The sequence below is a fragment of the Ensifer sp. ZNC0028 genome (genome assembly GCF_000799055.1).
Taxonomy (GTDB): Bacteria; Pseudomonadota; Alphaproteobacteria; order Rhizobiales; family Rhizobiaceae; genus Ensifer.
Window position 1 is genome coordinate 1 of record NZ_JTLA01000079.1, and the last position, 13,195, is coordinate 13,195.

The following is a 13,195-nucleotide window of genomic DNA, read 5'->3' on the forward strand; positions in this document are numbered from 1 at the left end:
TGGAGAACATCGGCTGGAGCGCGTCGGCCGCCTGGCCGAGCGGGCCGCCGCCGATGATGACGGCGTCTGCGCCGTCGAGCTCGATGCATTGGCGGACCGCCTCGCCGAGAGCCGAAAGCAGCCGGTCCGGATGGGCGGAAAGCGCAAGCGGATCGCCCGAGGTGCAGCGGATGCCGGTATATTGCTCCCAGACCCCGAGATCGCGGGCGCGGTCGTCGATCGCCTGGATCAGTTCCGGCGTCGTGGTGGCGACGCCGAACTTGCGGCCACCCTGTGAGGCCTCGATCATCGAGGCCTCACAGATACCGATGACGGGGATTTCGAGCCGATGCTTGAGCGCGGCAAGGCCGGGGTCCCCGAAGGCGCTGACGACGATGCCGAGGCATCCGGCTTCATGCTTCTCGCCGATCTCGACGACCTCGGCAGCGGACGCATCCAGCTGCTCCGGTGTGACGATCATCGGCGGGTTCCGCATGGCCGTGGCAACTGCCACGGCCATGCGTCCTGATGCGGCCCGGCGTGCGATGGCGACCATCATGTCGCTGGTGGCACGCGAACTGTTCGGGTTGATCAGAAGGATATGTGCGCTCACGTTCTCAGTTCCACACCGACTTTGATTTCAGAAGTGTCAGCCTTTGCGAGATCCGCATCGGCAGGCTGGGTAAGGTCTTCCATCGACATGCCGTAGGTCTCGGGGCCGAGCTGGATGCAGAAGGCGAAGACCGCATACATGCCGGCGGCAAGGCCGAAGACGCCGACCATGCCGTAGACGTCGAAGAGGGCGCCGGCGATGGTGGGGACGAAGGAGCCGGCGGCCGAACCGGTTGCGAGGATCAGCGCCACGCCGAAGGCGCGGATGCGGGTCGGGAAGAGTTCGGGCGCATAGATCCAGATTGAGGTGTTGAGCAGAAGCACGAAGAACTGGAAGATCGCGCCGAACATCAGCACCAGATAGATGTTGGTGCCGAGATAGGCGATGGAGACTGCCGCGAGGCAGGCGAAGACCGCACCCAGCGTCAGCACCTTCTTGCGCGGGAAGTAGTAGCCGAACATCGAGGCGGCGATGGCGCCGAGCACGCTGCCGCTCTGGATGATCATGCTGTAGAGCAGGCTGCCCTGCAGCGTGTAGCCCATGGAGACGAAGATGATCGGCATCAGCGTCAGCACCGAAAGCTGCGCGCCGTAGCTCATCAGGATCGCGATGGCGACGGGAATGGTGCGGCCGATGAAGGGCGCACGGAAGAGTTCCTTCCAGTCGCTCTTGGCCGGCTCCTCATCCTTCAGGTGATCCTTGGTGAGGTACTCCTGGACCTTGAGATTGCGCGGGCGCAACGAGCCGGAGGCAAGGATGGAAAGCACCTTGTTGGCTTCGTCGATCTTGCCCTGCGAAGCGAGGAAGCGCGGTGTCTCCGGCACGAAGCGGCGGTAGAAGACGACGAGCAGGGCCGGCAAGGCGAGCGAGGCAAACAGCCAGCGCCAGCTGTTTTCACCCGGGAAGAGGGTGAAGATCATCAGGCCGAAGGCGGGTGCGAGGAAGTTGCCGAAGCCGCCGGCGCCGACATTGACGAGGCCGGCTGCCGTGCCCCGGAATTTCGGCGAGCAGAACTCCGACAGCATGGTGACGGCCGTCGAGATCTCGCCGCCGACGCCGAAACCGACGATGGCACGGGCGAAGCAGAGCGTGGCGAAATTCGGCGCCATGGCGCAGGCGGCCGAGCCGATGGTAAAGAGCAGGAGGTTGATGGTCAGCATTACGCGGCGGCCGTAGCGGTCGCCAAGAATGCCGGAAAGCAGGCGGCCGATCGCTGCGCTGCCGAAGGTGATGGTGTTGAGGAAGCCGATGTCGGTGCCGGTCAGGCCCCAATGTTCTTTCAGGATCGGCCCGGCGACGCCGATGGTGTTCTGCTCGAAACTGTCGAACAGGCAGCCGATGAGCACGAGGGCGAGGATCTGCTTGTGGGCGCCGGTGACGCCGATCTTGGTGAAGGCTGATTCCAACTGTCTGATGACCGGCGATGACCTGCCGGACGGTACCATATTTTCCGCTGCCATGGTTCGTTCCCCTTTATGGCTTAACAACGTGAAAATGTGAAAACTCAGTTTCATGAAATCTACATTATGAAATCTCAGTTTCATAGGAGATTCTATGACGCGCTGCGAAAGGAAATGGCCGTTCGCAACCCAGGCTAGGGAAAGCAGATTTCGTGCCATTCTACGAGAAACTAGAGTTTCTCGTTTTCCGTCAAAAGCTTGGCGACAGATCGCGCTCGAACGAGCGGTTGAAACTCAGATTTCGTCTGCTTGAAAAATGTTCTGTCGTTTCAGGCAAATGCCCAATCGGCGCTCACAATTCCTCGAGCGCGTCGTTGATCGCCTCGATGCCGCGCAGGCGATTGCGGCCGGCGGGACCGGCGATTTCGATGCATCGGGTGGTCAGCAGATGGCAGAGCGCCATCACCGAGACATGGTTGAACAGAGGCCCCGGCGCCAGCGTCTGGCAGCGGAAGTGCCATTCCGCCTGGTTGAGGAAGGGAACGCCTTCGTCGGTGATATAGAGCAGCCGTGCGCCCGATTTTTCGAGCTGCGCGAGGATCGGTTCGATCAAGGTGACGCGCCGGCGCAGGCCGAAAAGGATGACGACGTCGTCGCTGCCGATGCTGACCAGATGCTCGCCGAGCGTCTGGCCGCCACCGGGGATGGCCGATATGTGCTCGACCACCTGGGTCATCTGCCATTGCAGATAGGTGGCGAAGGAATGGCTGGCGCGAAAGCCGATGACCCAGACCTTGCGGGCGCCGAGAATGGCGGTGGCCGCCGCCGTCACCTGGGTTTCGGAAATGGCGAGGAACGTCGCTTCGATGTTGGCGACGCCCTGTGCCACGTGCGAGGTGAGCGACTGCTCGCCGCCGCTGTCGGTGGCGGTCGCGAGAAACAGGCGCGAACCCGTCTGCTTGTCGGCGCGGGCATGCCGGCGCGCTTCTTCGTAATTGTCGTAGCCGAGCCGCTGGATGAAGCGCGACACCGTCGCCTTCGACACATGCGCCAGCGCCGCCAGTTCCTGGGCGGAGTAGCTGGCGACCTCGCCTGGAAAATCGCAGAGGAAATCGCCCAGCCGCCGCTCGGCCGGATGCAGCTCCGGCAGCACTTGGCGAACACGGGTGAGGAAGGAACGTTCTTTCGGGCTCATGCGATGTCCATGAAACTGGCGTTTCACGGCAATCTCTGATTTTCGCGGGGATATTGCAAGCGAGGCGGGCGGATGCCGCCCCGCTTTCAACTGCGGCCGACGCGGGCAGTTGCTCGCGCGCGTCAGTATTTGGACGGCACGTAGAGTTCCGGCGGCAGCACCTTGCGCTCGTAGTCCGGGTTGAAGACGCGTTCCGGCAGCGAGATTTCCTCGTGGGGCACGTCCTCGTAGGGGATCTGCGCCAATAGATGGTCGATACAGTTCAGCCGGGCACGCTTCTTGTCGTTGCCTTCGACGATATGCCACGGGGCTTCGGGAATGTTGGTACGGGCAAAGGTCTCTTCCTTGGCCTTGGTATAGGCTTCCCAGCGCACCCGCGACTGCAGGTCCATGGGCGAAAGCTTCCACTGCTTCAGCGGATCATGGATGCGCACGAGGAAGCGCATCTGCTGCTCTTCGTCGGTGATCGAGAACCAGTATTTGACCAGGCGAATGCCCGAGCGAACCAGCATGCGCTCGAATTCCGGCACGTCGTCGAAGAACTGCTCGACCTGATTTTCGGTGGCAAAGCCCATGACGCGCTCGACGCCGGAGCGGTTGTACCAGGAGCGGTCGAAGAGCACGATCTCGCCACCGGCCGGCAGGTGCGGCACGTAACGCTGGAAGTACCATTGCGTCTTTTCGCGGTCGGACGGTGCCGGGAGCGCGACGACGCGCACGACGCGGGGATTGAGCCGCTGGGTAATGCGCTTGATGACGCCGCCCTTGCCGGCGGAATCACGGCCCTCAAAGATCACCACCACCTTTTCCTTGTGATGGACCACCCAGTCCTGCAGCTTGATCAGTTCTGATTGCAGTCTGAGTAGAGAGCGGAAGTAGTCGATGCGCGGGATCGATGGCGGATGGTTCTTGCGGTAGATCTTGCGGATCTCTTCCGACAGCGCCGGCTCGGAAAGCTCGAGTTCGTAATCCTCGTCGAGCGTGTCGGCCAGTTCCGCTTCCAGCCAGTCCTGCGTTTCGATCTCGTCGTTCGACCTGTTCATCTGACCCTCCGGATTCCGTGTGCTCCACGACAGCTTTGCATGATGCCATCGTTAGTCGGCTTATTTCACAGCCGCATGAAGGGAATTTGACGCTGATACCTCCACCCTCCGATCGGCACTATCCCTTGATGTACCAGCCCCAGGGCTCGTCTGCATCGAAGCTGGTGATCTGCTTGGTCTCCAGATAGTTCGAAAGCCCCCAGCGGCCGAGTTCGCGGCCGATGCCCGATTGTTTGTAGCCGCCCCAGGGCGCTTCGGTGAAGGTCGGCTGCGAGCAGTTGATCCAGACGATGCCGGCGCGAAAGGCGCGGGCGACGCGCTCGCAGCGGTCCCTGTCGGCCGACATGACGGCGGCTGCAAGACCGAAGCGGCTGTCGTTGGCCATGCGGATCGCGTCTGCCTCTTCGCCAAACGGCTTGACGCAGACGACTGGGCCGAAGATCTCCTCGCGCCAGACGTAGCTGTCCTCGCGCATATCGGTCAGCACCGTCGGCTCGATGAAGTAGCCGCTGTTGAGGCCGGCCGGGCGGCCTCCGCCGGCAGCCACGGTGGCGCCGTCCTGGCGGGCGCGGTCGATCGCGCCCATGATCTTGTCGTACTGGCCCTTGGAGACGATCGGCCCGAGCAGGGTGCCGTCATCGATGCCGTTGCCGATGGTGATTTTCGCGGCCTCCTCGCAGAGGCGCTTGACGACGGTCTCGTAGATCGCCTCCTCGACGAGCACGCGTGAGGTCGCCGAGCAGACCTGGCCCTGGTTCCAGAAGATGCCGAACATGATCCATTCGACGGCCTTGTCGATATCGCTGTCGGCAAAGATGACGAAGGGCGACTTGCCGCCGAGTTCGAGGCTGACATTCTTGATGTCCTGGGCTCCGGCCATCATCACCTTGCGGCCGGTGACGACAGAACCGGTGAAGGCAAGCTTGTCGACCAGCGGATGCTCGGTCAACGGCTGGCCGGCGTCCTGGCCGGTGCCGGTGAGGATGTTGAGTACGCCAGCGGGCAGCCCGACCTCCTCGGCAATGACGCCGAGTTCGAGCGCTGTCAGCGGCGTCAGCTCCGACGGTTTGAGCACGACGGTGCAGCCGGCAGCGAGCGCCGGCGCCACCTTCCATGACACCATCAGCAGCGGGTAGTTCCAGGGTGTGATTGCGCCGACGACACCAAGCGGTTCGCGCAGGGCACGTGACGTGAAGCGGCTGTCGCCGACGGTGATCGCCTCCTCTGGGTTGGCGTCCAGTTCCTCGGCGAGGCCAGCATAATAGCGGAAGCAGCCTGCGGCATCGTCGATGTCCCACAATGCTTCCGGCAGCGGCTTGCCGTTGTCGGCGACTTCGAGCCGGGCCAGCGAGTGGCGCTTCTCCTCGATCTTGGCAGCGATCGCGCGAAGATAGGCGGCGCGCTCGGTTCCCGACAGTTTCGGCCAGGGACCGCTGTCGAAGGCGATGCGGGCCGCCTTTGTGGCCCGGTCCACGTCTTCGTAGGTTGCGGCAGGTGCACGATGGATGACCTCTTCCGTCGCCGGATCGATCACGTCGAGCGTGCCGCCGCGGCGCGGTTTTTCCCATTTTCCGTCGATGAACAACCGGTCCTGCATGCAATACCCCTTTATAGCCCGGTGCGAGTATGGCCAGTCAAAGTAAAACACGCCAGCCGCAAGTTACGGCTGGCGTTGATCTTTTTGCCGCGGGGAGACGGCTCTAACGGTTGGCCGCCGACCCGCGCCACGCAAGGAACGGCAAAACCGGCAGCACGGCGCAGGCGCTGGCAAAGAGCCAGAATTGCCCGAGTGTCACGAGATCGCTGGTATACAAGGCTCCCGAGAGAATGCCGGCGATCAAGCAGGCATCCATGAGTGGCAAGCTGACGGCATAAAACACGGCCTGGCGCTCCAGAGGCAGGCAGCGCTGCACGAGGGTAAAGTAGGTGGCGAAGGCGATCATCTCCGGTATGCCGCCGACGATCAGCAGTGCGCTCGCGACCAGATAGTTGGGCGCGAAAATCAGCGCGAAGGTCGAAAGGCCCTCCAGCAGGCTGGAGATGAGATAGGCGCGAAGCAGCGCCTGCGTGCTGGTCAAAGCCCCTGCCAGTCGATGCGAGACGATGGCGCCGATCAGGGCGCCGGCACCCTGCGCCGCCAGCAGCAAGGTCCACATCTCGGGACCCAGATGAAACTGGTCACGATTGAGCCAGAACAGGAACGGCTGTAGCGCCCCGAGCGAGACCATGTAGCCGAAGGCCGGTAGCAGCAAAGCCCAGAGCACGGGGTTTTCGCGGAACATCGCAAGGATTTCCCGTCCGAAGCCCGAAGCGTGCGAGGGGGCCGCGTTTTCTTGCTTCAGCTTATCGCGTGGTTGAAGCACGAGCAGAAGGGCCGCTGCGATCTGGGCGAGCGCCAGCGCAGCAAGCGTTGCCTCGATCGAGATGGAGGCGGCTGCGAGACCCGCTGCCGGCGGTCCGAAAATCTTGCCGAAGCGATCGATTGCCTGGAAGGCGGTATTGGCCTCCATGTTGCGGCCGGCGGGAACGACGGCGGCACGCAGCATCAGGAGGCCCGGCGTGATCACCGCATCCGCAGCGCCGATGACCAACACGGTCATCTGCACTGTCATCGCGTCCGGCGCGAATGCGAGGCCGGGAATGGCGACGGCGGTCACCAACAGGGAGCACAGCACCGGAAGCCTCGGGCCGCTCCGCCGCAGGAGCGCGGCGACGATCGGCGCAAGCAGGAGGCTCGGCAACAGGCGCAAGGCAAGACTGCCGACCAGTTCCGCACCGGCGCCGAAACGCGTTGCGACGACGAGCGGCAACGCGGCGACGAGCATCCAGGAGCAGAAGGAATCGACGGTGAGGACGAGGCTGATGCGCCGGAAGGCGGCATCGCCCCAAAGATTGGAAATTTCCATAGGAGAGCCCGATGAGACGCCATCGATCTCGGATCTGCTGCATTGGCAGGTTTGATGAGATCGACGCGAACAGGAAAAGCCCGCGCGAGAGGCGGACGGTTCTGGGCTCACAGATGCAAGCCCCGCCTTGCGGGGCTAATCAGGCCATCAAATGGGGTTCGCTCGACATGGCCAGCCATCTACCATGGGGGCTTCTCAGGTGACAAGCGGCAGCCTCATGGTGATGGCTGCCGCGATTGATAGGCGGCTCTGCGCTATCGCGGTGCGTTGGCCAAGGCCGGCGTGACATTGGCGATCTGCGTGATCACCATGCCGCCGACGATGAAGAACAGACCGGTCAGCCGCGCCGCATTGACTGGCTTTTGCGGAAAACCCATCAGGCCGTAGTGGTCGATCAGCATGGAAATGACCATCTGGCCGGCAATGACGGCAACAATGAAGCTTGCCGCGCCGAGCTTCGGCGCAAGGAGGAGGGCCGCGGTAATGTAGATCACGCCGGCGAGGCCGCCGATCCAGATCCACCACGGACCCTTGAATGCCACAGCCAGGTTGGGCAACGGCGCCCGGAAGGCAATCAGCATCGGCAGGATGAGCGCGAGGCTGACGCCGAGCGAGACAACCGTCGCCCAGAGCGGATGGCCGAGGAGGCGGCCAAGGTTGGCATTGGCGCCGGCCTGGAGGGGGACGACGGCGCCGGCGAAGATCGCCACGGCAAGCAACAGGAGGGAGGAGAGATTGGGCATTGTTTTTTCCTTTTGTTGCCGTGATCCTCTTTCATTTACTCGGAGAATGGAAATTCCGATTTTGCACGTGCTATATTCGTGTCATGAATAATCTTGGCGCTATCGACCTGAACCTGCTCGTGGTGCTCGACGCCCTCCTGGCGGAGCGCCACGTCTCGCGCGCGGCTCTCCGGCTGAACAAGAGCCAACCTGCCGTCAGCCATGCGCTGGCGCGGTTGCGCGCACTGTTCGACGACCCGTTGCTGGTGCGCCACGGCGGCCGGCTCGAGCCGACGGTGCGGGCGCTGGAGATCGCGCCGCAGCTTGCCGAAGCGCTTGCGCATATGCGTCAGCTCATGGGGTCTCTGCCGTTCGATCCGGCGCGCGCGCGCCATGTCTTCCGGCTGGCGATGTCCGACTACGCAGCACTTGTGCTGCTGCCGCAACTGACGGCAGTGCTGCGCCGGCAGGCGCCGAACGTCGATCTCATCGTCAGCCAGGCGAGCCGTGAAGTGATGATGGCGCAGGCCGTCGACGGGGAGATCGATCTGGCGCTCGGGGTTTTCCCGACGCTTGCCGAGGATCTGAGAACGTCCTTGCTGTTTGAGGAGCACTTCGCCTGCCTGGCCGACTGTGCGAGCCTCGGTGGCGAAACGACGATGGATCTTTCCGCCTATCTGCAGCGGCCGCATATCCTCGTTTCCCTGCGCGGCGATACCGGCAACGAGATCGACCTCGCGCTTTCGGCTATCGGGCACAAGCGCCGCATCGCGCTGGCCTTGCCCCATTGGAGTGCGGCGCCCGGTCTCGTTGCCGGAACCGACCTCGTACTGACGGTCGCGCGCCGTATCCTGCCCCGCGACGAAAAGGCCGGGGAGCTTGCCATCTTCCCGCCGCCCTTCGCGATCCCACCCTTCGCCTTCCGGCAGATCTGGCACCGGCGGCGCGACGGCGATCCGGCCCATCGCTGGCTGCGGGACCTGATCGCCGGTGTTCTGGCGTCGTCGACTGCGGCCCCCGCCGCCGTGTGACGCGTGAAAACGAAAAGGCCCGGTGCGGCGATGCCGACCGGGCCTTTCTTATAGGCTTTGTTTAGCGCGTCAGTGGCTGACGCCCTGGATCGCTGAAACCTGCCATCCGGCGCCCGGCTTGCGCACGAAGGTCCAGAGTTCGACGGCTTCCGTCAGATTGTCCGGATCGCCGCTGATTACCTTGCCGGTGGTGCGGTCACGCATGACGTCGATGCTCTCGTAGCGCATGGCGACGGTCGCGAACTCCGTTCCGTTTTCCGACCAGGCCTCGGCGACGTCGCCCTGAACCAGGTGCACATCGCGCACATCGTTCTTGACGCCGCTCGTGGCGTTGTCGCTGAGTTCTTCGGCGAGGTAAGACATGGCTTCCGGCGTCGTGAGGCGACGCAGCGTGCCGTAGTCTTCCGCAGCGTAAGCGGCCTGCACGTCCTTCAGCATCTTTTCGAACTGCTCGAGGTCGGAGCCCTGGATGCCGATCTCATCGGTCGGGCCGTCGGCAACGGGCGCTGCCTGAGGGGCAGCGTGGGGCCGCGCCTGGGGCTGGCCGCTTGCCTGGCCACCGCCGATGCTCGGGATCTTGAACGACGGCATGCCGTTCGAAGGCTGCTGGCCCGACGAGCGCTCGGACGGACCGGCATAGGCCGTCTGCTGGCGGTTGCGGTTGAAGAAGCGCATGGCGAGCATGATCAGGCCGCCGATCAGAAGCATCTGCACAATCAGGCCGAGGAAGCCGGCAGCGCCGCCGAAGCCGCCGCCCATCAGCATGCCGATGAGGCCACCGACCATCAGGCCGCCGAGCAGCGAACCGCCAAAGCCGCTGAAGAATCCCGGACGGGCGTTCGGCTGGGTGGCGTTCGGACGCGTCTGGCCGGCTGCCGGAGTGGCGGCGGCGGGGCCGGCGTCCTGGCGCGGCGTCATCGAACGGTTGATCGGTGCCGCGCTGGTCGGCGCGGTGTTGGTGGTTGCCGGCTGCGAGAACGTGCGGGTGCCGCGGCTACCAAAGCCGCCGCCCGAACGCCGCGCTTCGGCGACGTCCACAACGGTCAGCGCGACGACCATACCGATCGCCATCATTGCCAGAGTTCGTCCAAAACGCCCAAATCGCTGCATTGCCATCACAACCCCTAAATCTTGCTTGGGCTCAAACCGAGCCATCAGGGCCTGATATAGGGGCTCAACGCCTGAGATTTAAGCTTTTCGCGTCGCTTTTCGGCCAGTTTACCGTTATCCGACGCCGATACTTGGCCGAATCCGGCGTGGAATCAGCATCTTCGGCGGGCGCCCGAACGTTGCCCGCTCTTGCCCGAGACATCTAGCGATTGGCCGCGAGGATCATCGTCGCCGCCTTTTCGGCGATCATGATCGTCGGTGAATTGGTGTTGCCCGAGGTGATCGTCGGCATGACCGAGGCATCGGCGATGCGCAATCCCTTGAGCCCGCGCAGACGCAGTTCCGGATCGACGACACTGTCGGGATCGGCGCCCATGCGGCAGGTCCCAACCGGATGGAAGATCGTCGTGCCGATATCGCCGGCCGCCCGCTTCAGGTCCTCCTCGGTCTCGTAGGAAGGCCCCGGCTTGAACTCGACCGGGTTGAAGCGGGCGAAGGAAGGTTGCCTGACGATCTGCCGCGTTAGCCGGATGGCATTGACCGCGACGTTTCGGTCGGCCTCGGCCGTCAGGTAGCGCGGCCGGATGTCCGGTGCGGCGGCAAAGTCCGGCCCTTTGAGATGCACCGAACCGCGGCTTTCCGGACGCAAGTTGCATACACTGGCGGTGATCGCCGGGAAGGAATGAACCGGCTCGCCGAACTTGTCGAGCGACACCGGCTGCACGTGATACTGCAGATCCGGCGTTTCCTTTTCCGGCCCGGAGCGGGTGAAGATGCCGAGCTGGCTCGGCGCCATCGCCATTGGTCCGGAACGTTTCAAGAGATATTCGAGCCCGATCGACGCCTTGCCGAACAGCGAGTTTGCCTTTTCGTTGAGCGTCGGTACGCCTGTCACCTTGTAGGCCATGCGCAGCTGCAGATGATCCTGCAGGTTTTCGCCGACGCCGGTCCGCTCATGGCGAAGCGCGATGCCGTTGTCCTGCAGCACGTCGCCGCGACCGATGCCGGAGAGTTCGAGGATGTGCGGTGAGCCGATCGCGCCGGCGGAAAGTACCGTCTCGCGTGTGGCCGAGGCGCGCTTGACTGTGCCGTCGTGCTGGAATTCGACGCCCGCGACGCGATCGCCCTCGGTGATCAGCTTGCGCACATGCGCTTTGGTCAAAACCGTAAGGTTGCCGCGCTTCTGCGCCGGGCGCAGAAACGCCTTTGCGGTATTCCAGCGGATGCCGGAACGCTGGTTGACGTCGAAATAGCCGGAACCCTCATTGCTGCCGCGGTTGAAATCCGGCGTCTCGGGAATGCCGGCTTCGCTGGCCGCCTTCTGGAATGCGTCGAGCACGTCCCAGCGCACGCGCGCCTTTTCCACCCGCCATTCGCCGCCGGCGCCATGCATTGCGTTCGCGCCGCGATAATGGTCCTCGGACTTCTTGAAGAGCGGCAGCACGTCGTCCCAGCCCCAGCCGGTGCAGCCGAGCTGGCGCCAGTGGTCGTAGTCCTGCGCCTGGCCGCGCATATAGATCATGCCGTTGATCGACGAGCAGCCGCCGAGCACCTTGCCGCGAGGGTAGCCGAGCGACCGGCCGTTCAGGCCCTCTTCGGCTGCGGTCGTGAAACACCAATCCGTGCGCGGATTGTTGATGCAATAGAGATAGCCGACGGGAATGTGGATCCAGTGGTAGTTGTCGCGGCCGCCGGCTTCGAGCAGCAGCACGCGGTGCCGCGGGTTTTCCGAAAGGCGGTTGGCAAGCACGCAGCCGGCGCTGCCTGCCCCGACGACGATGAAGTCGTATATGTCCATGGTTCTCCCTCGATATCTACAGCTCGACCCTTCAGATCCGGGTTCGGGCGAGATCGCTCCTTCAGCCGCGCCCCGGCGCCGCATCCCTTCGCGTCATGCCCTCTTCCCAAACCGCCAGCCGTCGCGAACGAACGCAGGAATGCTCCGGCGCCGGATGGTGGCCGCCGGGGGCGTTCGTATCGCTCTGTTCATATTTGGCCAGACATGCTCCTCAGATGTCCGCTCTGGCGCGTACCATCGGGAAAAAACTGCTTGGATGCAAGCGTGCGGAACCGTAAATTGCGAAACAGGATCTGTTCATTTTCGGACAGACAGGGAGTGAGCATGAATCCGAATTTCACCTGGGACGATCTGCAGTTCTTTCTGGCGGTGGCCCGTACCGGGCAGCTGTCGACGGCGGCGCGGCGCCTGAGGACCAGCCATGCCACGGTGTCGCGTCGCATCGACCGGCTGGAGTTCGCGCTGAAGGTCAAGCTGTTCGAGCGCAATCCGCGCGGCTACGTTTTGACCGGCATGGGCCAGCGCTTCGTCGAAACCGCCGAACGGATCGAGCGCGAGACCGAACAGTTGCAGCTCGACATCAATGACGGCCTGACGGCACAGCGCGGCGTCGTCCGGCTGAGCACGCTCGAAGGCTTCGGCAATTTCTTCCTGGCCGATCGGCTGGCGGACTTTGCGGCGCGCTATCCGAACGTCTCCCTGGAAATGTTGGCGATCCAGCAGATCATGTCGCTGTCGCGCAAGGAGGCGGATATCCAGGTGGCGCTGACGGCGCCGAAGGCCGGGCCTTACCAATCAGAGGTGCTGACCCCCTATACGCTGCATGTCTATGGCGCGCGCAGCTATCTGTCGAAGCATCCGCCGATCACTGGGCGCAACGATCTCGCGGCCCACCGCTTCGTCGGATACATCGAGGACATGATCTTTGCGCCCGGTCTCGATTACCTGGGGGAACTGCAGCCGGGCCTGCATGCCCATTTCCAGAGTTCGAGCATCCTGACGCAATTGAAGGCGGTGCGACAGGGGCTGGGCCTTTGCGTCTTGCCGCACTTCATCGCGCAACAGGAAGAGGACCTGGAGATCGTCCTACCGGAAGAGATCGAACTCAAGCGCACCTACTGGCTGGTTTGCCATAGGGATCTGGTGGCCGTGCCGCGGGTGAGGGCGGTGCGCGAATTCCTGATGCAGAGTGTCAGGGAAAACCGCGGTCATTTCACCCGCGAAATGGCGCTGCCGACGACTGACGTTCGGCGCCTGTCGCGCTCCTAAATCCTGCCAGATTGTGGCGATATAAGATCCCACAACCAAAGGGCGGTGATTTGCGGGCCGAAAGACCGTGGTCTCGCGGATCAAAATCGACCTAGTTTATCAACAGCTGGAATTATTGTTTATAATCAG

Annotated in this window: 11 protein-coding genes; 2 read left to right on the plus strand and 9 right to left on the minus strand. The window is 63.4% G+C overall.

What is annotated here, in order from left to right; translation table 11 throughout:
* The 7 genes from L981_RS18525 to L981_RS18555 all read right to left on the minus strand — a co-directional run.
* Positions 1–592 (minus strand): aspartate/glutamate racemase family protein (locus L981_RS18525; RefSeq protein WP_043619492.1); only part of this gene is annotated, 592 nt, incomplete at its 3' end.
* A complete protein-coding gene (locus L981_RS18530; RefSeq protein ID WP_043619493.1) occupies positions 589–2,052 on the minus strand; it encodes an MFS transporter in 1,464 nt (487 codons plus the stop codon). The genes L981_RS18525 and L981_RS18530, both read right to left, overlap by 4 nt.
* A gap of 292 nt (positions 2,053–2,344) precedes the next feature.
* On the minus strand, positions 2,345–3,187 hold the full coding sequence (locus L981_RS18535; protein ID WP_043619494.1) for a MurR/RpiR family transcriptional regulator: 843 nt from the start codon (positions 3,185–3,187) through the stop codon (positions 2,345–2,347).
* 122 nt (positions 3,188–3,309) lie between these two features.
* Positions 3,310–4,230, minus strand: a complete 921-nt coding sequence (ppk2, locus tag L981_RS18540; protein WP_043619495.1) for a polyphosphate kinase 2 — start codon at positions 4,228–4,230, stop codon at positions 3,310–3,312.
* Positions 4,231–4,348: 118 nt separating this feature from the next.
* Positions 4,349–5,827 carry an aldehyde dehydrogenase family protein gene (locus L981_RS18545; RefSeq protein WP_043619496.1) on the minus strand — a complete coding sequence of 493 codons (1,479 nt, stop codon included), beginning with the start codon at positions 5,825–5,827 and terminating at the stop codon, positions 4,349–4,351.
* A gap of 103 nt (positions 5,828–5,930) precedes the next feature.
* A complete protein-coding gene (locus L981_RS18550) occupies positions 5,931–7,136 on the minus strand; it encodes an MFS transporter (protein WP_043619499.1) in 1,206 nt (401 codons plus the stop codon).
* Positions 7,137–7,390: 254 nt separating this feature from the next.
* Positions 7,391–7,879, minus strand: a complete 489-nt coding sequence (locus L981_RS18555; RefSeq protein ID WP_043619501.1) for a DMT family transporter — start codon at positions 7,877–7,879, stop codon at positions 7,391–7,393.
* 83 nt (positions 7,880–7,962) lie between these two features.
* Between L981_RS18555 and L981_RS18560 the strand changes: the two genes are divergently transcribed.
* Positions 7,963–8,889, plus strand: coding sequence for a LysR substrate-binding domain-containing protein (locus L981_RS18560; RefSeq protein ID WP_043619504.1), 927 nt, complete (start codon positions 7,963–7,965; stop codon positions 8,887–8,889).
* 69 nt (positions 8,890–8,958) lie between these two features.
* Here L981_RS18560 and L981_RS18565 read toward each other — a convergent pair whose 3' ends face one another.
* Positions 8,959–9,960 (minus strand): Tim44 domain-containing protein, encoded by a 1,002-nt coding sequence (locus tag L981_RS18565; RefSeq protein ID WP_371258889.1) that lies wholly within the window; start codon positions 9,958–9,960, stop codon positions 8,959–8,961.
* Between the two features lie 241 nt (positions 9,961–10,201).
* Entirely contained in the window at positions 10,202–11,797 is a 1,596-nt protein-coding gene (locus L981_RS18570; RefSeq protein ID WP_043619509.1) for a GMC family oxidoreductase, read from the minus strand.
* A gap of 324 nt (positions 11,798–12,121) precedes the next feature.
* Between L981_RS18570 and L981_RS18575 the strand changes: the two genes are divergently transcribed.
* Entirely contained in the window at positions 12,122–13,066 is a 945-nt protein-coding gene (locus L981_RS18575) for a LysR family transcriptional regulator (protein WP_043619512.1), read from the plus strand.
* Positions 13,067–13,195 lie beyond the last annotated feature (129 nt).